This window comes from Dyadobacter bucti (assembly GCF_005869225.1).
GTDB classification, from domain to species: Bacteria; Bacteroidota; Bacteroidia; order Cytophagales; family Spirosomataceae; genus Dyadobacter; species Dyadobacter bucti.
The window spans coordinates 518,564-544,424 of sequence record NZ_SWFP01000004.1; the positions used below are offsets into that span (position 1 = coordinate 518,564).

Annotated in this window: 13 protein-coding genes and 1 pseudogene; 11 read left to right on the plus strand and 3 right to left on the minus strand. The window is 48.3% G+C overall.

Features of this window, described 5'->3' with window-relative positions:
- Window positions 1-199: 199 nt before the first annotated feature.
- Together FBF61_RS15855 and FBF61_RS15860 are read right to left on the minus strand one after the other, a co-directional pair.
- A complete protein-coding gene (locus FBF61_RS15855) occupies window positions 200-1,300 on the minus strand; it encodes a FecR family protein (protein WP_138478901.1) in 1,101 nt (366 codons plus the stop codon).
- Window positions 1,301-1,478: 178 nt separating this feature from the next.
- On the minus strand, window positions 1,479-2,099 hold the full coding sequence (locus FBF61_RS15860) for an RNA polymerase sigma factor (protein ID WP_138478903.1): 621 nt from the start codon (window positions 2,097-2,099) through the stop codon (window positions 1,479-1,481).
- Window positions 2,100-2,780: 681 nt separating this feature from the next.
- On the opposite strand from FBF61_RS15860, the gene FBF61_RS15865 reads away from it, so the two are divergent.
- The 7 genes and pseudogenes from FBF61_RS15865 to FBF61_RS15895 all read left to right on the plus strand — a co-directional run bounded on the left by FBF61_RS15865 (window position 2,781) and on the right by FBF61_RS15895 (window position 15,499).
- On the plus strand, window positions 2,781-5,846 hold the full coding sequence (locus FBF61_RS15865; RefSeq protein WP_229215071.1) for a SusC/RagA family TonB-linked outer membrane protein: 3,066 nt from the start codon (window positions 2,781-2,783) through the stop codon (window positions 5,844-5,846).
- Window positions 5,847-5,852: 6 nt separating this feature from the next.
- Entirely contained in the window at window positions 5,853-7,379 is a 1,527-nt protein-coding gene (locus tag FBF61_RS15870; RefSeq protein ID WP_138478907.1) for a SusD/RagB family nutrient-binding outer membrane lipoprotein, read from the plus strand.
- A 50-nt stretch (window positions 7,380-7,429) separates the two neighbouring features.
- Entirely contained in the window at window positions 7,430-9,127 is a 1,698-nt protein-coding gene (ggt, locus tag FBF61_RS15875; RefSeq protein WP_374756617.1) for a gamma-glutamyltransferase, read from the plus strand.
- 189 nt (window positions 9,128-9,316) lie between these two features.
- On the plus strand, window positions 9,317-9,931 hold the full coding sequence (locus tag FBF61_RS15880) for a TetR/AcrR family transcriptional regulator (protein ID WP_138478909.1): 615 nt from the start codon (window positions 9,317-9,319) through the stop codon (window positions 9,929-9,931).
- Between the two features lie 51 nt (window positions 9,932-9,982).
- A complete protein-coding gene (locus FBF61_RS15885; RefSeq protein ID WP_138478911.1) occupies window positions 9,983-11,347 on the plus strand; it encodes a TolC family protein in 1,365 nt (454 codons plus the stop codon).
- A gap of 9 nt (window positions 11,348-11,356) precedes the next feature.
- The gene (locus FBF61_RS15890; RefSeq protein WP_205748289.1) at window positions 11,357-12,400 is read left to right on the plus strand and encodes an efflux RND transporter periplasmic adaptor subunit; all 1,044 of its coding nucleotides are present in this window, start codon (window positions 11,357-11,359) and stop codon (window positions 12,398-12,400) included.
- 18 nt (window positions 12,401-12,418) lie between these two features.
- A pseudogene (locus FBF61_RS15895) lies at window positions 12,419-15,499 on the plus strand (efflux RND transporter permease subunit).
- 406 nt (window positions 15,500-15,905) lie between these two features.
- On the opposite strand, the gene FBF61_RS15900 reads toward FBF61_RS15895, so the two are convergent.
- Entirely contained in the window at window positions 15,906-18,245 is a 2,340-nt protein-coding gene (locus FBF61_RS15900; RefSeq protein ID WP_138478913.1) for a GAF domain-containing protein, read from the minus strand.
- 462 nt (window positions 18,246-18,707) lie between these two features.
- Between FBF61_RS15900 and FBF61_RS15905 the strand changes: the two genes are divergently transcribed.
- The 4 genes from FBF61_RS15905 to FBF61_RS15920 all read left to right on the plus strand — a co-directional run bounded on the left by FBF61_RS15905 (window position 18,708) and on the right by FBF61_RS15920 (window position 25,812).
- Window positions 18,708-19,265 (plus strand): RNA polymerase sigma-70 factor, encoded by a 558-nt coding sequence (locus FBF61_RS15905; RefSeq protein ID WP_262712819.1) that lies wholly within the window; start codon window positions 18,708-18,710, stop codon window positions 19,263-19,265.
- Between the two features lie 84 nt (window positions 19,266-19,349).
- The gene (locus tag FBF61_RS15910; protein ID WP_138478917.1) at window positions 19,350-20,336 is read left to right on the plus strand and encodes a FecR family protein; all 987 of its coding nucleotides are present in this window, start codon (window positions 19,350-19,352) and stop codon (window positions 20,334-20,336) included.
- A 308-nt stretch (window positions 20,337-20,644) separates the two neighbouring features.
- Window positions 20,645-24,175, plus strand: a complete 3,531-nt coding sequence (locus FBF61_RS15915; RefSeq protein ID WP_138478919.1) for a SusC/RagA family TonB-linked outer membrane protein — start codon at window positions 20,645-20,647, stop codon at window positions 24,173-24,175.
- A 35-nt stretch (window positions 24,176-24,210) separates the two neighbouring features.
- Window positions 24,211-25,812, plus strand: a complete 1,602-nt coding sequence (locus FBF61_RS15920) for a RagB/SusD family nutrient uptake outer membrane protein (protein ID WP_229215072.1) — start codon at window positions 24,211-24,213, stop codon at window positions 25,810-25,812.
- Window positions 25,813-25,861: the final 49 nt, after the last annotated feature.

The following is a 25,861-nucleotide window of genomic DNA, read 5'->3' on the forward strand; positions in this document are numbered from 1 at the left end:
TAGGTATAGAAAGTCCCCGTTCCTGTTTTTGGCGAAACAGGATAAGTAATGGGAATTATGGAAAAGGGGAAACACAGGCCGGAGGTGTATCAGCATCTTCGGCTTGCGTGTTTATCGCTCAGGGAGGATGATGGTATGGAGGCATAAAAGAGATGTTAAGGGTTAGGAATTAAATTAAAAGAAGTTGTCGTGAAGTGCTTTATTTACAGGATGTTCCGTATATAATGATTTGTCCGTCAATGAGTTCGTATCTTGCCTGGATCGCTTTGCAGATCATTCCCAGTTTTTCAAAAAGCGGCTCCTGACCCAGCTCGGCAGTAAGCTGGCAACCGGCCAGCAGGTCGGCGTCGTACACGATCTGTACTTCATATCTTTTCTGAAGTGCATCGAAAACGCTTGCAACGGGTGCGCTGTCGAAGATCAGGTTCTGGCTGACTATTTCAACCGGGCCGACAGGAGCGGGATTTTCAACCAGGGATCTCTTCATTTTTTGTTCTTCACGGTAATAAACCATCTGCTGGTTCGGAAGCAGTACAAGCTCATCTGCTTCGTTTTTCTGTTCCGCGTTGGGGCCGGGCGCTGTGGCTACGGTTACCTTTCCGGTTTTCACCACCACGCTTACATCACGGTCTTTTTCAAATGCCTTGACGGTAAAACTGGTCCCAAGCACCGTGGTCACGATTTCGCTGGTATAGACTTTAAAAGGACTTTTCGGGTTTTTGGTAACCTCGAAAAAAGCTTCCCCGCTCAGGAAAACTTCGCGTTCTTTTTTTACAAATGAATCGGGGTAACTGATGCGGCTGTCAGGGGACAGTCTTATCCTGCTGCCGTCCTGCAGAAGGATGGTTTTGATCGCTGTACCATTGTTGACAATCTCAACCAGTTTTTTCTGCTCGTTTTTCAGTGATTTGAAATCGGTGTATCCGTTGGTCAGCTGTTTTTGTCCCGGGTAAAAATGATATAAAACCATTGCACAGGCCATGATAACCATAAACACTGTGAGCTTGCCAAACCATGTGTTTTCCGTTTCCGCGTATTCTGTTTCAGGCGTTTCTGCCTTTCTTGCTTCGGAGAGACGGGCAAGTTCATGCCGGAGTTCTTCATCGGACAGGTAGTTCTGGGCGTGCTGGATTTCCACCACCAGATCCCTGGCTGCTGCGACGATCGTTGCCCGGTCGGGATTTTTCCGGATCCAGTTTTCCCAGAATGCGTTGTCTCCGGCCTGCTGGTGTAAAACCCACCTGCAAAATGCCTCATCCGCCAGAAAATCCTTAATATCATAGTTGCTGTAATCCTGCATGTGTACTTTCCATCTTGAAGTATAAAATGAAATAGTACGTGCCGGAGAAGCAATACTCTTTTTGTAAGAAAAATTTTAGAAATAATTTAAAGAAAAGAGGAATCGGGTTGCAATAGTGTGCTTGACCGGCCGGAGGCCTTGGAATAGCTGGCACGAAGCGGAGCTTCGCGCCGACCGCTCAGGAAAGGAAAAAGTAAATGAGCTGGGGAATGATGCGTGAAAATACCGGAAGGTCGTTTTTGAGCTGCCCGATGGCCCTGTACAGAAAATTGGCTACCGTCTGCCGCTCGATTTCCATCACGTTCGAAATTTCATCGTTGGACATCCCTTCATAAAATTTGAGAAAAATTACTTCCTGCTGCCGTTTAGGAAGGCGGCTGATTGCGCTGCGGATCTCCCGCTCCCTTTCCGTCATGGATTCGGAGCTGATCAGAATGGTTTCGACGGTAAGGTTATCGGTAAAGCGCTCACAGCTCTCTGTAATGTCTGCTGAACTGTCGAGCCGGCTATTGATCCTGATCTTGCGCAGGAGGTTGTTTTGGAGCGATTTTACCAGATACACAGTTACATATGGTGTTTCTGTCAGGCTGGCCCGGCGGTACCATAATTCCAGGAAAAGATCCTGAATACAATCCTTGATCAGTTCGGTATTTTTGGTAAACCGGGTCGCGTAGTTAAAGAGAAGCCTGTACCTGCGTTTGGTCAATTCGTCGAAAGCTTCCTCGTCACCCTGCCTGAAACGGCCCCACAAATCACTTAATAGTGGTTCGTCTTCCGGAAGATTTGCGGTTTTCCCCATTAGAGATCAGGTTGAGTAAAGGCTACTTATTGATAAATCAACAAATTATATTCGAATTTTATCAATCTTCAATATTTTCACTTAGATCTGAAAATAGTATCCTGTACCGTCCTGTAATGGCGATTTTTGTCCGGACCTTACGGAATTCCGATAAAAACCGGAAAGCAAGCGGCAGCCCATCTGTAATTTTTGTGCTCCGATTCCCCGGGAAAGCATTTTTTTGTATGTCACCGATCGGGCTTGATAAAAATATTTAAGTTTTATTATTTGTAAACTGCATATTTTCATTTGTAATCCTTCAACGGATGTTAAAGGTGTTTAAAATCGGGCATTTACATCTTTTTCATTAAAATTTGGTTAGTATTTCAAAAATCTGAATGTTCATTATTTGTCAACTTTTCATTTTAAACTTTCCTTTAAATTAACCCTTCCACATTTAACGGATTGATAATACAGGAAGCCGCACGGCGATGGTCTGCTTGTATACCTTTGTTTTGAGCTCAATGAAATAACCAGCTGACTTTACATTTTGAAACCTACCCATCCGGAGCAGGGTATGTGTGCTTGTGCCTAAGAAAAAACTATCTAATCCCTAATTTAACTTATGATCTTTTTTTAGTTATGAAAAAAATCTCGTCCAGGAGGGAACCCCGTTCAAGGCCTCTTTTAATTCGATCTATCATGGTGCTGGCGGCGGTTTTTCTGCTGTCAGGCTCAGGCTATGCGCAAATAAGGGTCACCGGTAAAGTGACTTCCAGTGAAGATTCTTCGCCGATGCCGGGCGTGAATGTGCTGATCAAAGGCACATCTGTCGGAACGATCTCGGACGGCAGCGGAAACTACGCCATTGAAGTACCCGGAGAAGGCACAGCGCTTTTGTTTTCTTCGGTAGGTTTTAATGCGCAGGAAATACTGGTCGGCAAAGCGGCCGTCATCCATGTGAGCCTCTCAGCCGATCCGAGGCAGCTTTCGGAGGTGGTAGTGACTGCCTTGGGTTTTTCCCGCGAGAAAAAAGCTTTGGGATACACGGTGCAGGAAATCAAGGGAAGCCAGCTCGACCAGGCGCGGGAAACCAACCTGATCAGTTCGCTGGCAGGGAAAGTGGCCGGCGTGAACATTACCGGCGGTTCCAATGCGCTCGGCGGCTCTGCCAGGGTGGTGATCCGGGGCGAAACTTCCCTGACGGGTAACAACCAGCCGCTTTTTGTAGTCGACGGTGTGCCGATCGATAATTCCTCACAAGGCAGCGGGCAGCGTGGAGCTACGATCGACTATGGTAATGCTGCTTCGGAGATCAATCCTGATGATATTCAGACAATTACCGTACTGAAAGGGCCCAATGCCGCGGCGCTTTACGGTTCAAGGGCTGCGAATGGGGTGATCCTGATCACGACAAAATCCGGAAAAGACAAGGCCGGTTTGGGCATTTCCGTGAATTCTACAACATCTTTTGAAAACCCTTTGAGACTGCCTGATCTTCAGAACAGGTACGGGCAAGGCCGCGGAGGCGTATACAATATAGGTGATGGTGGCCGGAGCTGGGGCCCTGCGCTCGACGGACAGATGATCGCGATCCCGGTCAATACCGAGTGGCCTCCCAAAAACGGCGAGCAGGCTCCGTGGCTGCCTTATCCGGACAATGTGAAGGAATTTTACGAAACGGGCCGCACTTTGAACAACAACATATCTGTTTCAACATCCAATGAAAACGGGAATGTGCGGCTGTCGTATACCAACCTCGACCAGACCGGTATGGTGCCCAATACCGACCTGAAAAGAAACACTTTTGCCATGAACGGGAGTTACAAACTGGGCAAAAAGCTGACTGTCACAAGTTCGATGAACTATGTCAATTCGTCCAGTGACAACCGTACTGTGGTGGGATATGGAAACGAAAGCATTGTGTATACCTGGCTATGGGAAGGCAGGCAGGTCAGGACCGACAAAATGCGGGACTACTGGGTAAAGGGCCTGGAAGGCAGGCAGCCGTTTACCTACAATTACAGCTTCAACGACAATCCTTATTACACCGTTTACGAGAATACCAACGGCATGAACCGCAACCGCGTGGTCGGCAATATTGCGGCTACCTATAATTTTACCAAAGAACTGAGCCTGATGGTGCGCAGCGGGATGGATTTCAGCAATGAAAGAAGAGACAGCCGCAGGACTTACGGAAGCAATGCTTTTCCGCTGGGCATGTACCGTCAGGAGCAGGTTTATTTCCAGGAACGGAACTCCGATTTCCTGCTTTCCTATGACAAAACGGTGAACAAAGACTGGTCGCTGAAAATATCGGCGGGTGGAAACCAGATGGACCAGCGCAGGGACTTTCTCAGTAACCAGGCGAACGAACTCAGCATTCCCGGAATTTACAATCTCGGAAACTCACGTATCCCGATCGTAGTCAACCAGTTTGACTCAAAATACCGGATCAGCAGCTTGTATGCATTGGGCCAGGTTGCTTTTCAGAACTCTGTTTTCCTGGACCTTACTGCCAGAAATGACTGGTCGAGCACGCTTCCTGTGAAAAACAATTCCTATTTCTATCCTTCGGTTTCACTCAGTACCGTTTTGACCAATTTCCTGCCGGTGCCCGATAAAGACATTCTTTCTTTTGCCAAACTTAGGCTGAGCTGGGCGCAGGTCGGAAACGACACAGATCCTTACAGACTGCGTAACGTTTATAACTATGCGTCACCGTGGCAGAGCCTTCAGGCGGTTACAGAGCCTGCATCCATTCCCAATTCGGGCCTGGTGCCGGAGGCTATCAATACTTTTGAGATCGGGGCCGATGTCCGTTTTTTCAAAAATCGTTTAGGTCTCGATGTGGCTTACTATGATACCCGGAGCAAAAACCAGATCCTGAATATCCCGATCGACGCGACCAGTGGTTATTCTTCCCGCTTTTTGAATGCAGGGGAGATCCGCAGCCGTGGACTTGAAATCGTACTGAATGCCACGCCGGTAAAACTGGATGCCGGTTTCCAATGGAATATCGACCTGAACTGGTCGGCCAACCGTGCCAAAGTGGTGAGCCTGGTGGACGGTATCGATACTTACGTGTTGAACAGCCGATATATTTCCAGCCAGGCCAGGGTAGGGGAACGCATGGGCGATATGTATGGACGCGGCACGCGCAGAGATCCTGCGGGGAATCCTGTGTACGTAAACGGCCTTCCGCAACAAACGACCGACCTTGTTAAGCTCGGTAATTACAATCCGGACTGGAGTGCAGGTTTGTCCAATACTTTTTCATACAAAGGGCTGATACTGGCAGGTTTGCTGGATTTCCGCAAGGGCGGTGCGATTTATACTTACACCCAGGTGCGTGGCAATGTGGCAGGTCAGCTGGTAGAGTCGCTCGACGGACGTGAAGGAAAGATATGGCCGGGGGTTATCGCCAATCCGGACGGTACCTATCGTCCCAACGACGTGAAAGTGACAGCCGAGCGTTACTATGAAGTTTTTTACAATGCCGAAGAAGCTACGCATGATGCTACTTATCTGAAGCTGAGAGAGCTGAAACTGGGCTACAAATTTCCTAACAGCCTCATGAAAAAATTCCCTGTACGCGACCTGACCGTTCAGATCGTAGGCCGGAATCTCGCGCTATGGACAAAGGTGCCGCACATTGATCCCGATACTTCCGGGTACACCAGCGGAGGGGATTTTCTGCCAGGGATCGAGGATATGTCGCTGCCTACGCCCAGAAGTCTTGGGTTCAATATCAACTTTAAATTATAAGAACTTATGAAAAACATACGCATGAATTTCATATGCAAGCTGCATGCATGGAGGCATTTTTTTCTGTGTGCACTTCTTTTGGTCGCTGTGTCCGGATGTGATAATACCCTGGAAGAAATCAACCGCAATCCCAATAACCCCGAAGATATCGAACCTGAACTGCTGATGGTGACAATCATCCGCGGGACGGTGAACCAGATGGTGGACGAAGGCTACAACACCGGAAATATTGTGGCGCAATTCTCCGCCCAGATCCGGGAACCGGGTACGGACCGTTACGTCTGGGGTTCGTTCAATACGTGGAGCAATGGTTATACCGTACTCCGCGACGTGATGAACCTGTACCATATCGCCGACGAGCGAGGTCTTAACAATTACAAAGGCATTGCGTTGGTGATGCGTGCGCTGATCTTTTCCCGTATGACGGATGCTTATGGAGACCTGCCATATCTGGAGGCATTGAAAGGCAAAGACGACTCACCGACCTATGCGCCGAAATACGATACCCAGCAGGAAATCTATGCGGGCCTATTGAAGGAATTGGAAGAGGCAAATCAATTGTTATCAGCGGATGGCGGCGCGATCCGGAATGATATCCTGTACGGAAATGAAAGTTTTGCAGGTGATCCCATCAAATGGAAGAAACTTGCCAACTCGCTGAAACTTCGTCTGCTGGTGCGGCAAAGCAACAAGATCGATCCCTCGCAGCAACTCGCTGAAATCCTGAACAATCCTGCGAAATACCCGATTTTCGAAAGTAATGCAGACCAGGCGACGTTGAAATACACGCAGTCGCCCAACCTTTTTCCGGTCACCGGCAACCGCATTGGGCACTGGCGCGACAGAAGGCTGAGTAAAACCGTGTCCGACTGGCTGAACAATACCAAAGATCCGCGCCTGAAAGTGCTGGCGATGCCGACTGTTGAATCCCAGGAAGCGTTCGCGGCTGGTACCGGACCGCTGGTCTGGGCAGGCGTGCGAAACGGGGAAGAAGACAAAAACCTGGGTAGTAATATCGATGACCGGGTGTCAGCTTTGGGGGAGATTTTTTACAAAGATCTGCTCGTGCCCGTGCTGGCACATGGATTGGTGATGACGTATGCCGAAGTCCAGTTTATCCTGGCCGAGGCTGCTGCAAAAGGCTGGATCACTGGTAACCCGGAGACACATTACCTGGCTGGTATCAAATCTTCGGTTGATTTTTACCGCACGGTTTCCGGGGTGAATATCGAGGCAACGGAGGATTTTCTCAAAATGCCGGGCGTGAAATTTGAAGCCGCCAATGCACTGACTTTAATTGGTACACAAAAATGGGTATCCCTGTTTTTCCATGACATGCAGGCCTGGCACGAGTGGAAAAGGACTGGTATCCCGGATATCAAACCGTCGATCGTGAACAATAATAACAACAGGATCCCGGTGCGGTTCCAGTATCCGGCAGCCCAGCAGGAAACCAATCGCGCAAACTACGAAGAGGCGGTAAAAAGGCAGGGAACGGACGATATCAATACCAGACTCTGGTGGCAGAAGTAAATCTTGCGATCCGATGAGCTGGTTTGTAAACTTTTATATTTCAATTGATTATGATAAAATTAAATAACTTAAAGCTGCTGCTTGTCTTTTTAATGGCAGGCAATATGGCAGCTGCACAGTTCCGGTTTACGGGGAGAAGTTTTGCGACCCGGTCGGAGACCATCGCCCGAAATGGCATGGCTGCCACAAGTCAGCCGCTTGCATCACAGGTAGCTATCGATATTTTGAAAAAAGGAGGATCTGCGGTGGACGCCGCTATCGCTGCCAATGCGGTTCTGGGGCTGGTAGAACCGACCGGAAACGGCATCGGGGGCGACCTTTTCGCGATTGTGTGGGATGCAAAAGCAGGCAAACTTGTCGGGCTGAACGCTTCGGGAAGATCGCCGAAATCCATGACCCTGGATTATTTAAAAGAAAAGGGAATGAAAAACATTCCCGGGTCGGGTGCATTGTCTGTTTCTGTTCCCGGATGTGTGGACGGCTGGTATGAGCTGCATGCGAAATATGGAAAACTTCCGATGAAAGACCTGCTGACCCCGGCGATCCAGTATGCGCGGGAAGGTTTCCCGGTTTCCGAAGTGATAGCGGCAGCCTGGCGCGGATATGCTTCTCGCCTGCACGTTTATGAGAATTACAAAAAGCTCTATATGCCCGGGGGAAACACCCCGGCAAAAGGGGAAATTTTCCAAAACCCGGACCTTGCCAATACGCTTGAAAAAATAATGAAGGAGGGAAAAGATGCTTTTTACAAAGGCGCTTTTGCCAAAACCATTGAAGCTACGGTCAAAAAGGAAGGCGGATTTCTGAGCGCAGCCGATCTGGCAGCGCACCGTTCCGACTGGGTACAGCCGGTATCGACCAATTACAGGGGCTATGATGTGTGGGAATTGCCGCCAAACGGTCAGGGAATCGCGGTTCTTCAGATGCTGAACATATTGGAAGGGTACGATCTCGCAGCTTACGGTTTCGGCAGCGCCGAGCACATTCATTTGCTGACCGAGGCCAAGAAACTGGCTTTTGAAGACCGTTCCGAATACATTGCCGACCCTGCTTTCGGAGAATTGCCGGTAGCTGAACTGATCTCGAAAAAGTATGCGGCCGAACGCCGGAAGCTCATCGATATGAACCGCGCCGGAAGTTACACGCCGGGCGTTATGGAGGTAGGAAGCAACACGATTTACCTTACCACGGCCGATAAAGATGGCAATATGGTTTCGTTTATCCAGAGCAATTTTGCCGGTATGGGATCGGGAATTGTGCCTGAGGGGCTTGGATTCAGTCTTCAGAACCGGGGTTCGTCTTTTAATCTTGAACCCGGCCATCCCAATTCATACGTTCCAGGAAAACGCCCGTTCCATACGCTGATCCCTGCTTTTATCACCAAAGACGGGAAACCTTTTGTGAGTTTCGGCGTGATGGGAGCAGATATGCAGCCGCAGGGACATGTCCAGATCGTAGTGAACCTGATCGATTTCAAAATGAACCTGCAGGAAGCCGGTGACGCTCCCCGGGTAAGTCATGCCGGTTCGTCGTCGCCAACCGGCGGCAAGTCGGGCGGCAGCGGAAACCTTCGCCTCGAAAACGGATTTTCGCCGGATACGATTCTGAAACTGCTTCGTATGGGGCATAAAACAGGTTATGATATGGGCGGCTTCGGAGGTTACCAGGCTATTATGTTTGACGAAAAGAACAAGGTTTACTACGGAGCTTCGGAATCGAGGAAAGACGGGTACGCGGCGGGGTATTGATTGTCATCCTGAGCGCAGGTCGAAGGATTTAGCGATATGCTACTGCCCTTCGGCTGCGTTTCAGGGTGACTTATTTTGTTGAATTTCAATTGCTTAATCTTATTTTGTATTCCAAAAAATAATAAAACATCAAAAATATTTGTTTTTACTAAACAGTGTTCATTATATTTACAATGTAATCATAATGTCATGGCGATCAAGGAAAGGAAAGAGCGGGAAAAGCAGGATATGAGAAACCTGATCATAGATTCGGCGACCGGGCTGTTTCTTAAACTGGGTTATGATAAAACGTCGATACGAACCATTGCAGAGGACATTGAGTACAGTCCTGCAACGATTTACCTGTATTTTAAGGATAAGGATGAGATTTTCTATGTGATCCACGAAAATGCTTTCGCGCTGCTTGACAAAGAGTTCAGGAAGCATGATGTGATTGAGAACCACTTTGAACGTCTGGCTGCGATATGTAGTACTTACATTAATTTCGCACTGAAGAACCCTGATTATTACGACCTTATGTTTATCATGAGGGCACCTTTGTCGCAGATCGCCTGCGAAGAAACCTGGACGGCCGGGAATTGCGCTTTTGATTATCTGCTTGATACCATGTCCGGTTGTGTGGATGAAAAGCTGATCAAAGGCGGAGATAAGTTTTTACTGGCGATGTCGGTCTGGTCGTTTGGGCACGGGCTGGTTTCTTTGTACGTCAGAGGCCGTTTCGATGTGATGAATATGCCGGAGGACGTAGTGAAGGATATGCTTGACAAGGCTGTTGCCAATTTTTTGAACAATCTAAAAGCCTGAATTTTTTTTGCCTGTTACTAAACACTGTTCACTAAGTAAACATCATTTACGATGACAATATTTTTTTCGTATTTACGAAGATGGCTTCCGGTTATCTTCTTCACCGCTGGTGTGCCCGGCATTCTGGCTGCGCAGGACACACTTTTACAGTCTTATATCGACCTTGGACTGCAAAATAACCAGGGCCTGCGACAGCAGGGTTTTATCCTGCAAAAGAGCATGTATGCACTCAAAGAGGCGAAGTCGTTTTTTCTTCCCGAAGTGAATTTCAACACTACTTACCTTGACTCGCGGGGTGGACGGAAGATCAGTATCCCGATAGGGGACCTGCTCAATCCGGTTTATACTTCTCTGAATCATCTGACCAATTCAACGGCTTTTCCTCAGGTGGAAAATGTAAACCAGACATTCAATCCCAACAATTATTACGATGCCAAATTCAGGACGTCGCTGCCGCTCTACAATGCCGAGATTACATACAATACACGGATCAGGAAGGAGCAGATCAATCTGCAACGGGCTGAAATGGAAGTGTATAAACGGGAACTCGTCAAGGACATCAAGCTGGGATATTATGGTTTTCTGCAGGCCAGAGAGTCGATTCAGATACTGGAAAATGCAGTGGCGCTGGCCCGGGAGAACCTGCGGTTTAATCAGGTACTTGTGAAAAATGATAAGGCGATCCGTACAGTTGTCAGCCGGTCGGAGAATGAACTCATCGGACTGGAAGCCAGGCTGGAAGATGCGAAGTATCAGCTGGTGAACGCGGGGGCCTATCTCAATTTTCTGCTGAACAGACCGCTGAATACAACCATAGAGGCGCAGCCAGCCGCGCAGGCTATTTTTCAGACGGAAATTTCGGCTTCATCCAGGCGGGAAGAACTTTTGAAACTGGAATCCGTGGAGCGGATCAATGTACTTTCAGGGCAACTGGCGAAGGCGGCTTCGCTTCCCAAACTGGCAACGTTTATTGACCTGGGTTCGCAGGGTGATTTCCTGAATTTTAACAATGATACCCGTTATTATCTGTTTGGCTTAACCCTCGACTGGCGGGTTTTTGCAGGGAACAGGACGCAGTACCGGATCAAACAGGCCGCACTCGACAGCAAGGCGACGGCCGAGCAGATCAGCCAGGTGGAACAGCAACTCGAATTACAGGCAGAAACGGCATCCAACAAGCTGAACGCGGCTTTGCAGATTTATCAGGCTTCCAAAAGCCAGACAGCATTATCGCAGCAATATTACCTCGACCAGCAGAAATTGTACCGGGAAGGGCAGCTTCTTTACATCGAATTGCTCGATGCGCAAAACAGGCTGATCAGCGACCAGTTGCAGCAAAGTATTTCCTATCTCAGTGTTCAGACCCGGGCAGCCGAGCTGGAACGGGCAAAAGCAGGTTATGTATTTTCTAACTAAAAAAATGAAATGAAAACTACTTTTAAAATAAGTTTATACACGCTTTCCCTGATTGCCACCATGCTGGTAATCAGCTGCAAGCAAGAGAAAAAAGTGGAGGAAACCGACAAGACGATCCCCGTTAAAGTGATCAGTTCGTCGGCCCTGAGCCAATCACAGGCTGTTGAAACATCCGGGCTGCTGGCATCGGAAAACGAGGCACGGTTGTCGTTCAAAATTGGAGGGATCGTCAGGGAGGTATTGGTGAAAGAAGGAGACCAGGTGCGGAAAGGTCAGCTGCTGGCGACATTGAACACCACCGAAATCTCTGCCCAGCTGAACCAGGCCGAGGAGAATTTTCTGAAAGCTCAGAGAGATGCAAAACGTACGGAAAATTTGTACCGCGACAGTGTGAATACAAAAGAACAGCTCGAAAACAGCCAGACTGTTCTTCGGGTAGCCGAAAAACAGCTGGAAATACTGAAATACAACCTGTCGCAAACACGTATTGTGGCCACCACCAACGGTGCCGTGATCCAGAAACTGGTGAATACCGGCGAGCAGGTGGAAGGCGGCAAGCCGGTACTGTTCATCAGTGGCACCAACAGCGCAGACTGGGTAGTGAAATGCGGGTTAACAGACAAAGATTGGGCGCGTTTGAAAGGCGGGGAAAAAGCAGAGATCGTTTTTGATGCTTTTCCGCAGACATTTACCGGCAGCGTAAAAAGCCTTTCACAGGGCAGTGATGTGACTTCCGGTTTGTACCAGGCCGAGATCCGTATCGACAGGCATGAGGCCAGACTGGCCAATGGATTGTTTGCCAAAGTCAGCATTTTCCCGCGCGAAAAAACAGACATGGTTTCGATTCCGGTGGATGCACTGATCGAAGGAGAGAACGACAGCGCATTTGTATTTGTGGCCCGCGGTAATATGGCGCAAAAGAAACAGGTGAAAATCGCCTATCTCGAGGGTGACAAAGCCTTTATACTTTCGGGCGTGGATGCCAGTTCAAAGGTGATCCGGGAAGGTTCTGCATACCTTGCTGACGGTTCGGTGATTAAAATAGTTCAGTAATCTTTCAAAGACATTATCATGAAATTACCTGAATTTGCAGTGAAAAATTACCAGTTTACGCTGGTCGTTTTTATGGGTGTGCTGGCCCTGGGCCTTTATTCACTTTTTACCATGCCCCGAAGCGAAGACCCCGACATACATCCGCCTCAGTTTACCGTCGTGGTCATTTATCCCGGAACCAATCCGAAAGATATGGAGCAGCTGGTGGTGGACCCGATGGAGAAGAAAATCAATGAGCTGGACGATATCAAACATGTAATTACCGACGTGAGCGACGGACTAGCCGTGATGCAGGTGCAATACAAATACAGTTCCGACCCGGACGACAAATACCAGGAGCTGGTGCGGGAAATCAATGCGCTCAGGAATAATCTGCCCGCTGATATCAACGACATCCGCATCAACAAACAGATACCTTCCGATGTGAGCATTTACCAGTATGCGCTCATCAGTGAAAATGCCAGCTATGCCCAGCTCAAAAAGTTTTCGAAAGCATTTAAGGAACGTCTTGAAAAAATAAAAACCTTAAAGAAAGTCGAATACTCCGGAGTACCGGAACGGCAGGTCCACGTTAACCTGAACCTGCAAAAGATCGCACAGCAGAATCTGACGCAAAATCAGGTGATAGCGGCCCTGCAAAGTGAAAACGTCAATATTCCGGGCGGGAGCATCACCATGGCGACCAAAAAGCTGAACATTAAAACGAGCGGCAATTACCGGACGCTTGATGAAATCGCCAATACGGTTGTGTCTGCCTCGGCGGGGAAAATTGTCTTACTGAAAGATGTAGCCGACATCAAAATGGGTTACGAAGATGAAACGCATATCACACGTCTGAATGGTTTCCGGTGCAGTTTTGTAAACCTCAGCCAGAAAGAAGGCGAGAATATCATTGCGGTCCAGGGACAGGTGGAGCCGGTGGTAGCGGCCTTTGAAAAAGAACTTCCGGCCAATATTGAGTTGGTCAAAGTATTTGATCAGGCCAAAAGCGTTGACATCCGGTTGTCGCATTTTGCACGTGATTTCGGGATCGCTATACTCCTGGTTTTGCTGACGTTGCTGCCGCTGGGTACGCGCGCATCGGTAGTGGTGATGATCTCCATTCCGCTTTCGCTGGCAATCGGGCTTACGATGATGAATTTGCTGGGCTATAACATCAACCAGCTGAGCATAGTAGGTATGATCGTCGCACTGGGGATCCTGGTGGATGACAGTATTGTGGTCGTGGAAAACATAGAGCGCTATCTGCGAATGGGTTACAATAGGGTGGAGGCATCGATAAAAGCATCTTCACAGATCGGGATGGCGGTGGTCGGCTGTACGATCCTGTTGATTTTTGCCTTTTTGCCGCTGGTGTTTTTGCCGGAAGGAGCGGGGGATTTTATCAGGAGTCTGCCGCTTTCGGTGATTACTACGGTGTTTGCGTCCATGCTGGTTTCACTTACTATTGTTCCTTTTTTATCAAGTGTGATATTAAAACGCCATGCGAGCGAAGAAGGTAATTTTTTGCTGAGAGGCATGAAAAGAGGCATTCACAAAACTTACGGAAGCCTTCTGGACAAAGCTTTGAAAAGGCCCGTCTGGACGCTGGTCATTGCCGGGCTGATCTTCGCCGGTTCGCTGGGCCTGGTGCCGCTGATCGGGAACAGTCTTTTCCCTAAATCGGAAAAACCAATGTTCCTGATCGATATTGAAACCCCTCAGGGGACCAACATCAAAAAGACAAACCAGGTAACCCGGTATGTGGAGGATATTTTGAAAAAAGAGCCGCTGATCACCTCCTTCGCTACAAACGTAGGAAAAGGAAATCCGAGAGTGTATTACAATGTGATCCAGCGGAATGAAAGTGAAAATTTTGCAGAGATCTTTGTACAGGTGGAAGGGCTGGAGACGCATGAAAAAGTGGAGGTGATTGAGCGGCTGAGGAAAAAACTGGAAAGGTATCCAGGAGCTGAAATCAAGGTAAAAGACTTTGAGCAGGGACCGCTGGTAGAGGCACCGCTGGCATACCGCATTTACGGGGAAGACCTGGAAGATCTCAGGAAAACAGCCTTCAAAGTCGCGGCTTTACTGGATAAAGTGGAAGGTACTATCTATGTCAATAATCCTTTGCAGGTGCAGCCGACGGATCTGAAGGTGAACGTCAACAAACAGAAAGCCGGTACGCTGGGAATTTCATCCGCGGATATCGACCGCACCGTGCGGCTTGGGGCTGCGGGTCTCAATGTGGCTACTTTTCGTGAAGATGTGGGCAAGGCGGATAATTACAATGTCAACGTTTCGGTGTCACGCAATGCTGCCACCCAGGACTATAGTGTTTTTGATAAATTGTATGTTCCTTCGGCTTCCGGGGCCAGTATACCGCTTAAAAATGTAGCCAAAATTGAGTTCGAAAGCTCGCCAAACTAGATCAGGCATTATGACAAAGACAGGTATGTGACCGTCTCGGCATTTGTGAAGCCGGGATACAACGTACAGCGGTTAAACGAAGGAATTACCGCCCAGCTGCAGCAGTTTAAATTCGAAGAAGGCCAAACCTTCAAAGTAGCGGGGGAGAAAGAAAGCCAGGAAGAAAGCTTTGGCGGCCTCGGGCTGATTATCCTGATCACCATATTTGGTTTTCTGGGCGTGCTGATCCTGGAATTCAAGACTTTTAAAAGTATACTGATCGTGCTTTCCGTTATTCCGCTGGGTATCGTCGGCGGACTCCTGATGCTTTTCCTGACGGGCGAAACATTGTCTTTTACAGCCACAATCGGCTTTATTGCATTGGTGGGTATAGAAGTGAAAAACTCCTTGCTGGTTGTGGATTTTACCAATCAGCTGCGGGAACAGGGCAAGGGAATTGAAGAAGCGATCATCGAGGCGGGCGAAATCCGGTTTGTACCCATTTTGCTAACCTCGCTTACAGCCATCGGCGGGCTGCTTCCGCTGGTAATTGAGTACAGCGCGCTTTATTCGCCGCTGGCCCTCGTACTCATCGGCGGATTGATCAGCTCCACGTTATTGTCAAGGTTGGTAACGCCGGTAATGTATAAGCTCCTGCCACCTGCGGTAGAGCGAAAGGATGTGGAGGTGCTGGAGGAGGCGATGGCGTGACTTTGTTTTGAATGAGTGATTGAGTGAATGATTGAATGAGTGAATGATTGAATGATTGAATGATTGAATGATTGAATGATTGAATGATTGAATGATTGAATGATTGAATGATTGAATGAGTGGAGGAAGGGGAGGAGGTTAGGGGTTGAAAGCAAATTCGCTGACAGCCCCTAACCAAATTTCCCAACGTCAATTATGATTATCCTTTCTGCCCCGAATATCCATAATCACCATAATCATCTTACTTGCTTGCGAGATTAGGAACCCCAGCCCGACGGGCTGCAATGCACCTAGCCATGGGCATCGCCCATGGGTATCTAGCCATAGGCATCGCGCATGGGTATCCGAGAGTAGGGAACCCCAGCCCGACGGGCTGTAATATACCCAGCCGTGGCATCGCCAGCGGCTAATGTAGCAATTTCACCCCCAGCCGTATCGCTTTCAGCCCTGTAAGTCCCTGTAAATCTTCCAGGTCCAGGTTTTCGTATTCGTATTCCAGGATCTCCGTTTCCTGAAGATACTGGATGTACGGCAGATAATCTTCTATGTCCTTTTTGTTAAAATAGACCAATGCGATCATGTCGGGCTGGGTCAGCCGTTCCTGTGAATTGCGGATACGCACTTTATCAATCCGTTTTTTGATCATCTGATAACGGATATTATATGCGCCCTCCACGTCGAATTTTCGCTCGTCGGTCCTGAAACTGATGTCGATTGTGTTGTTGTGGACAAATATCAGTTGGGTGGTCCGAAGCTCGACCGGCATTCCGGGCAGCAGCGAGTGGGTAAGCCGCGCAATAGCGGCCATAGACGACAGCTGCCAGAGCCGGACGTTCCTGAGGTGAAAATGGCTGAAAGGTTTATCGGGCGCAATAGACTGACCGATGTAAATATCATATTCCACACCATCTGTCCTGAATTTTTCAAAATAGCACGGGTATGACAACTGAAGTTCCTGCTGCTCTGCCTCCAGATAGTTGTTAATTGCATTGTTGAGCAGCTGCATCGAAGTTTCCAGAGCCTGCTCACGGCTTACGGCATCCCTGACCGTGTTGAAATAGGTCTGAATAATTTCTTCGGTTCTTGGTTCTGCCCCGGCAAGATGATCCAGATATTTGCCGGCTTCATTGTTCAGAAAAACACCCAGATTGTTTTCTTCCGTCGTAGTCAGCTGATCCTGTTCCGTCACTTTCTGCCAGGTTTTACAGCTGAAATTCATCTGTTCCAGCAGGGACGATTTATGAATAGCCCTTAACGCTGACAGTGTCTCTGCGAGTAGCCCGAGGCGATGGTCGATGTCGTGCTTGATAGCCTGGTTACGTTCAATGGTAGAGTTCCGGATATCTACTGCACCATACAAAGGATACATGTGACTGAAATGAACGGGTTCCGTTTCCATGATGGGTAAATTCTTCTTTTTTGCCCTCAGGTAATGCCAGGCCGCTTCATTGAATTTCCACTGTACCGATGGTTGTATCGAAGTGAATTTTTCCTTCACGATCTTCTCGATTTCCAGGTTAAATTCGTCGATATACACCTGCATCAGCAACGCAATCGGTTGAATAGCAGGTTCCAGCATTGCCATGGTGCCCACTTCAAACACATCCTCTCCCCAGGTATGGATCGCCACTATACCTACCACCGTCTGATTTCGAAATAATGGGAGCAATGCCAGTGAAGTCACATTTTGTGTAATAAAGCTGGCCAGAAATGAATATTGGGTCAAATCCTCCTGCCGGATATCCCTCGAATAAAATGACTGCGGGTCTATGGAATAGCTGTGCGCCCGCTGCTGGAATTCTTCCGGGCTCAGTGTTTTTTCACCCCACACATTGTACAAAACGCCGGTCCCGCCTTTTTCATAGCCAAAAACAAATTTGTCGTTCACCCGGACGAAAGGGAAAAAATCAAATTCGATTTTATCATTGCAAAGCAGCATTTTAAGCGAACGCGTAACAGTTCTGTACGTGGTTTCTTCGTTTCCGGGAGTCCTGGTCAGTCTTATTTTTTTGATGTTTTCAACCGCCTGTCTGCCCGTTACGTCGGTAACCGTGATCATGGCTAAGCCACGGAACCGGAACATATCCAGTGGCAGCAGGCTTTGCAGCATTTCAAAGCCCATGTTTTCACTGATGTATTCTTTCAGCTGCCTGAACTTGATCACCGGCAGTTCCCGCAGGGGTATGATCTCAATGAAATCCGTATTGATACTCGCTTCCAGGTACCTTTCCGCAGCAGTACCGGGATCTGTATGAATGTGGTATAGTTCCTTTCTGAGCACCGACTCAAAATGATACAATCTTTTAAGAATGAAACCGTAAATGACCCGAAGCCTTTCGTTAGTATAATCTTCAATGCTTTTGGTGACAGGTTTTTGTTTGTCTTTTTCGACCAGGCCAATCATCAGATCGTGCAGGGTATCGGTGCTGTAAACGATCAGCGGTTGCATGGGTTTGCACAAGCCCCATATCACCTCGTCCGCCCCCGACATTGTGGGCGACTGGCAGGCGTAGACCAGTTCGAGCAAGTGTTCGTACGCGTGGAGGTTGTTTTCAGTAAGCTCCTTGTTTTCCAGATCGGCTTTCGCAAACTCTTGGAGCACGATATCGAAGAACTGTTTTTTGGCAGTTTTTTCTTCGTTAGCTCTTTTTCTGAGGGAGTCGATAAAAGGCTTAAAAGAGAACGCCGTGTTGATCACCGGTGCGGAGCAATTGTTTCCGGAAACGTCAATAATTGCCTTTTTCATGTTTACGGAACGTAAGGAAGGGGGTGTTGAGAAGCCTTGGTTTTGACAAAAATAACAAAAGCAGGAGTAAAAATGCAAGCACCGTATTTAGTCTTAATAGTTCTGATTTTCAGTTATTTATAAATGTTTTTAGTAACCTCTTGCCGACTTCATCGTCTGTAAGAGTGCCAGGCTCCTGCATGCTCTGGTTTTTCAGAAATTGGTCCTGCCGCCGCCGCTCACCATATCGGGGTTATCTTAACGGAGTGACTGTTTTTTTGCCGGCGAAATTAGGAAGTAATGGTTTTGGGCCAGGGTTACAGTGCTGTCCTATCCGAAAACGAAGGTTTTGGTTTCAAAATATAGCCTTCGGGTTCTGTATTCCGCAATGCGGCACCGTAATACTGGTAATATTTGCTAAAATTGCAGTTTCTAAACCCATAAGCCATTCATTCCGCAGCCTCACACCAGGACGACCATCAGATCCTTTTCCGTCTCAGGGAAGGGGACAGGGAAGCTTTTGAGCAGTTGTACCGGAAACACTGGCGCGACCTTTTTAACTCTGCCTACAAAAGGCTTCTGCTGAGAGAGGAAGCAGAGGAAATTATTCAGGATCTGTTTGTGCAGCTGTGGGTGAAAAGGGAGTTGCTGGTTATTACTTCCACGCTGGAAGCCTACCTCTTCGGCGCACTACGGTACAGCATTTATAATTTTATCCGAAATCGCAAGGTACAGCAGGCCTATCTCGACCATCTGGCACATTCGTCAGAAATTGATCAGAATTATATTGAGGATTCGCTCTACTACGAGGAACTCTCCGAGGCGCTGGCAAAGAGCATCGAGAAGCTGCCCGAAAAGTATAAGAAGGTTTACCTGCTCAGCCGGTACGAGAATTTTACATACAGGGAAATTGCAAAACATCTCAACATCCCGCTGGATACCGTTGAAAAGCACATGGGAAAGGCATTGAAACTACTCCGGGACAGCCTCCGGGATTTTGCCGTCATTCTTTGCATCTGGGCCGGGAATTACTGGAATTGATTTAAAATTTGTGAAAATTTTGGCGGAGACAAACATGAAAAGGTACTTTATTATAATGGCGATCCGCAATGCCTTCTAAGAACAATGACAAACGAGCGATTACAATATCTGCTGGATCAACAGCATACCGGCAACATTTCGGAGCTGGAAGCAGCCGAACTAGACAGCTGGTACAGCCAGACGGAAGCCAGGGAAAACCTCACGGCCAGGCTGTCGGAAAATGCGGCCAGTGCGCTTGAAGTAAGGCTTTTAAGCAGGATCAATCATGAGATTGACAACACCGAAAATCCGGTGGAAAATTTGGAACCTTCCAAAAAGCTGTGGGAACCCGCGCGGCTTTACCGGATAGCGGCTGTTTTTCTGGGATTGCTCGTGGTAGGGGCAGGATTGTACATATATGATCCTTTCGCAGCGAAGCAGGTCAGTGAGGTAACCAAATACGGAGAAATCCGCACGGTACTTTTACCCGATGGTTCGGAGGTGATACTGAATGGGAATTCAGCAATTACCTACGCGGGAGATTGGAAAAATGATGATACCCGGGAAGTGCGGTTGAAAGGAGAAGCTTACTTCAAAGTGGTGCATACCAGCGATAACCGGAAGTTCAGTGTGAGTACCGATGAACATTTCAGTGTGGATGTACTCGGGACACAGTTTTCTGTGAACAGCCGGGAGAGCGGTACAAGGGTAGTGCTCAACGAAGGCAAGGTGCAATGCAACCTCGGAAAAGAACAAGGTGATGCGCTGATTTTAAAGCCGGGTGAACTGATCGAGTTCGATACCAAACCTTCAAAATATATCCGTAAAAGTGTGGAAGCAGATCAGTACTCCGCCTGGAAAGACCGCAAGCTGATCCTGAAAAATACCACATTGCGTGAAATCTCGGATATGCTGACCGAAACTTACGGGTTACACATCACCACCGAAAATCCCGACTTGCTGGGGCGCGAAGTTTCCGGATCCGTTCCGCTGGATAACGTGGAAACTTTGCTGGAAGGATTGGCGGAAGCCTGCGACCTGAACGTGCGGCGGGAAGGGGAAAATGTTTCTTTTGCACCACGCAAACGCTGAGCCGCCAGCGAATTTTAATAGCGCACATTTTATAACGGTTTGCTGTCTGATCAGCTTAAACTATATCTGTCAACTTAATATTTTAAATTATTATGTTGTGCATTAATTTATTTTAAATTTATAAATAACAGATAATAAGCACACTAGTGAATATTATATCGACCGATTTTTTATACCTTAATAAAAATATTTGCCGAAAGTTGGCGGAGGGTTTACGGAAAGGGTACTGTAGGGATAGATGACGAAATATAATATTACCATTTCACAAAAATGACCCATTTATTCCAACCCAATCTCAACAGTTGCCTATGAAACGAATCATCATTACCGTATGCATCATTGCACTGTGTTGTTACGGCGGTCTGACCGCGTCGGCCCAGGAGCTTGCAATGTCAAAACCGGACAGATCCCGCCCGAAAAGCATGGAGCCACGGCAGACCAAGTCACTCGAAAGTAAATTGCAGGATCTGGAAAAACAGTTTAAAGTCTCTTTCCTGTACAATTCGGGCTATGTGGATGGTAAAACTGTGAAAGAACCGCTGAAAAGTACGTCTCTCGAAAACTCGCTACGGCAGATCCTGGAACCGAACAATCTTGCTTTCAAAAAATTGCGCGAGAATTTCTATGTGATCTTCCTCAAAGAAGAAGGGAGCGAAAAACAGCCGGTGAAAGACGAGGAAAGAAAAACTTCTCAAAATTTCGGAGGGCATGAAAACACGCTTTCCGATGGCGTGAACAATGCACTGCCCATGTTGTCAGCTTCACTGGTGCGTGAGAAAGGCATCGCCGCCGCTGTTTCCCTTTCCGGTACTGTCACGGATTCCAACACCGGTGAGGCGTTGCCGGGTGCAAGTGTGATCGTGAAAGGCACTGAAAACGGTACTACTACGGATAACGACGGCAAATATCAGTTGCTGAACGTAGCTGAGAATGCAACCCTCGTGTTTTCATTTATCGGATACCTGCCTACCGAAGTGCCTGTGGATAAACGTTCGGTGGTCGACGTAAAACTGACGCTCGATTCGAAATCACTTTCGGAAGTTGTAGTCGTTGGTTATGGTACAGTAAGCAAAAAAAATGTGACGGGTGCCGTATCGTCCGTAGGTGGTGACGAGATCAAAAACATGCCCCTGCGTACGGCATCTGACGCTTTGCAGGGAAAAGCAGCCGGGGTTATGGTAACCCAGAGCAGCGGTAGCCCGGGTTCGGCTGGCGTGGTTCGGATCAGGGGGATCGGCTCGATCAACAACTCCAACGAGCCTCTTTACATCGTGGACGGACTTCCGCAGAGCAATATCGGCTGGCTGAACCCCAACGATATTGAAACCATGGACATTCATAAGGATGCTTCTGCGGCAGCTATTTACGGCTCGCGCGCGTCCAACGGTCTGGTGATCATTACTACGAAAAAAGGCAGTAAAAAAGATGCGATCAGCGTGTCGTTTGATGCTTATTATGGTCTGCAGTCGCCCTGGAAGCGGCCTCAGATGCTGAATGCAGAAGAATTTATCACTTACAAAAACCGCGCTGCCGAAGCCGCCGGGGCTACATTGCCGATCTCAGCTGCGATGAAAGACGAAGCGCTCCGTTTCGTAACTGCCAATACAGGCGCAGCCGGCACCGACTGGTGGAAACAGATCACGGATTCCAACGCACCGGTGCAGAGCTACAACGTGAACGTGTCGGGAGGCAGCAAAAAAGTGGATTTCGCTTCTTCGGTAGGGTATATGGATCAGAAAGGGATTATCAAGGGGTCGGATTATCGCCGTATTTCATGGAGAAATAACGTGAACGCGGAGATCAGCAACCGGGTCAAACTGGGCACGAATATGGCAGTGATCTATGAAAGCCGCCGGAATATCGATGAAAACAATCCCTATTCCGGAACGATATTCAGCGCAATGACCGCCGACCCGATCACGCCTGTATACCGCAATAACCTGACGGGGATTCCTTCTTTTTACCAAACCGTTATGACTGGCTACGATGCCAGTAACCCGTTCTCACAATATGCAGGAATACTTTATTCCAACAAACCGAATCCGGTTGCGCAGATCGAACGCATGCGCCAGAGCATCTGGGAAGGTATTGGTCTCAAAGGCGGGGCAAATCTTGAAGTGAAGATCATTGAGCCGCTGAAATTCCGGAGCAGCCTCGGTGTTGACATCAACCGAAGCATTTCCAAGGGTTTTACACCACAGTATTATCTCAACGGTTATGACTACGCAACATATAATACGGTAAGCAACTATTCGTATTGGTCAAACTATTTCGTCTGGGAGAACACCCTGGCATTTGATGAGACCTGGGGCAACCACCATGTTACCGGGCTGGCAGGCATGTCGGCTGAGCTCACAAAAGGGCTGGAATACGGAGCATCCAAGCAGGGAGTTGTGAACAACGATGATGACATGCGGATCATTAACGCGGCGACGATCAATCCGGGCGCGTCGGGTTATACTTATTCCAATGCACTGAACTCCTATTTTGGAAGGGTAAGTTATTCTTATGCAGGTAAATATGTGCTGACTGCCAATGTGCGCCGTGACGGTACTTCCCGTTTTGCCAAAGATTACCGTTGGGGAACATTCCCGTCCGTTTCGGCTGCATGGAATTTTACGCAGGAAGAATTTACCAAAAATGCCAATCTGAAGTGGTTATCGGAAGGAAAGCTTCGCGTGAGCTACGGGCTTATCGGCAACCAGAATGTCGGCAACGGAGCCTATCTGTCGACTTATGGAAATAACGGCCGCTATCTTTTCGGGAACAATTCTACCGGCTACATAGGCGCGGGCCGGTCGAGCATTGGTAACCCGCTGCTTCAATGGGAAACTTCAACACAAACCGACATCGGTCTGGATCTTGGATTTCTGGAAAATAAGCTGAGCCTGACGGTGGATTATTTCAACAAGGAAATTGATAACATGCTGCTGATCGTGCCATTGCCATCGACGCTCGGTTACCCGAATTCCCCTTGGTCGAACGCCGGAAAAATGGTCAACAAAGGCTGGGAATTTGCAGTCGGATATGATCATGCAGTTGGTGATTTCCAGTACAGTGCCAAAGCGACACTCTCTACTTTTACCAATACGGTAAGCACTCTGGGAGGCGGAGAGCCTATTTATGCTACTGCCCACCTGGGTGAAACCATTACCAAAACAGAGGAAGGAATGCCTGTGGGCTACTATTTCGGATGGCTGACAGACGGGATTTTCCAAACTCCGGACGAGGTGAACAACAGCGTACAGAAAGGACTTTCGACCGCAGGTGATATCCGTTTCAAGAACATCAACGGCGATAACCTTCTGAATGCTGACGACCGCACCAAGATCGGTAACCCATGGCCGGACTTCATCTATGGACTTACCCTGAACGCGAGCTACAAAGGTTTTGATCTCAGTGCTTTTATGCAAGGATCGCAGGGCAACGACGTCATGAACATTCTCCGCTATGATACCGAATCCGGAACGGGCTGGTACAATGCACCGAAAGGATTTCTTGACAAAGCATGGAACGGACCCGGCAGTACCAATGAATATTATAAAATCTCCCAGAATGCGGGTCTGAATACCAATGTTTCAAAATATTTTGTGGAAGACGGTTCTTACATGCGCATGAAAAATTTGCAGCTCGGTTACAGTCTGCCGCCTTCTATTCTGGAAAAAGCCAAGATCAAGCAGGTAAGGTTTTACGTGGGAGCGCAAAATCTCTTCACAATCACCAAGTACAGCGGCCTCGATCCTGAAATGGGTTCAACGGATCCGAAATTGATGGGCATCGACCAGGGATATTTCCCTCAGGCGCGCACCTGGCTGTTTGGTATCAATGCAAAATTCTAAGACCCTTTCCATCAAATTCTAAAATGCGGAATACAATGAAAAAACTTACCTATATCCTGTTGGTCTCGGTGCTGACGCTGATGGGAACATCCTGTTCGGAGGAATTTCTGGATCGTACCCCGCCGGGGAATCTTACCGATGAAACCTTTTACAAATCGCCTGACGCGGGTTTTAAATCCTTAATTACTTGTTATCGTGGATTTTACGATTTCTGGGGGTATGAAGCAGCACGCGCCGAGTTGGGCAATATGGCTACCGACGACGCCGACAAAGGCGGCTCCGATGCTGGTGACCGCCCGTTTGTGACCGACCTGGGTTTCGGAAGGACCATTTCTTCCAACGAAACTTTGCAGGGTTACTGGACCGCCCGCTACAATGCGATCGGAAACTGCAATGTGGCACTGGAACGTCTGCCGGATGCACCGCTGATCGACGCCGCTGGTTCGCCCCTGGCACCTGCGCTGAAAAACCGCTACCTCGCCGAAATCCGTTTTCTGCGTGCCCTGTTCTATTTTGAGCTGGCAAAAGTGTATGGCGGAGTTCCCCTGGTAACGCAGACATTAACCGTCGACGACCGTACCAAGCTCAACCGCGTTTCCAGCAAGGAAATGTTTGAGTTTATAGAAAAAGAACTTCTCGCAGCTGCGAATGATCCGGATATGCTTTCGGCAACGAACATTCAGGCCACTGAACTGGGCCGGGCTACCAAAGAGGCGGCCTGGGCAATGCTTGCACGTACCTATCTGTTTTTTGCCAAAGACGATCAGACGCTATTTGCAAAAGCAAAAGATGCGGCCAAAAAAGTGATCGACTCCAATGCTTTCGCCCTGCACCCGCAGTTTCAGGAGATTTTCCTGGAAAATGGTTACAAAACCAAAGAAGCTGTTTTCTCGATCATTATGGGTGACGATCCTGCGATACCGATTTATGGAAGTACTACGCCGGTTTACTGTTCCCCAAGAGGCGCGACCGGCGGCTGGGGATTTGATCTGCCAACGCAGGATCTCGTTAGTGAATTCGAGCCGGGCGATCCGCGACTTTTGTTCACAATCCTGCAATCGGGCGACATTTTTCCCAAGGTGAATGCTACCCAGGAAGTGTTGGATTTTTCAACTTATCCGAATACGGGTTATCATAACAGAAAAGTGTATTTACCCGAGTCACGCCGTGGCCAGGGCTGGGGGAATGATGCCTGGACTTACCATCCGATCCGGTATGCAGATGTGCTGCTGATGTATGCGGAAGGGCTGATCGAAAGCGGAGGTGACAAAGCCGAGGCGGCGACTTACATTAATATGGTACGTAAACGGGCATCCAATAGCTCGAAAAAAGACGTGGAGGCCGTGTCGCGCATTACAAAAATTGCCGAAACGCCGCTGTCAGATGTGAAAGCAACTGACGATCTTCGCAAAGCGGTGCGTCACGAGCGCCGGGTGGAACTGGCTATGGAATACCACCGCCTGTTTGACCTCATCCGCTGGAATTCATTGGTAGAAACGATGAAAGCCTATTCGCTGAAACCGCTTTCAAACGGAAAAGGCGGCAATTTCACCGCAGGTAAAAATGAAGTATTCCCGATCCCGCAGACAGAAATTGACAGGTCGGGAGGTTCCATCGTGCAAAACCCGAATTATTGAGAGAGCATTGTTCCCCTGAGCGCAGTTTTTTAATTTGTACCCAATACCA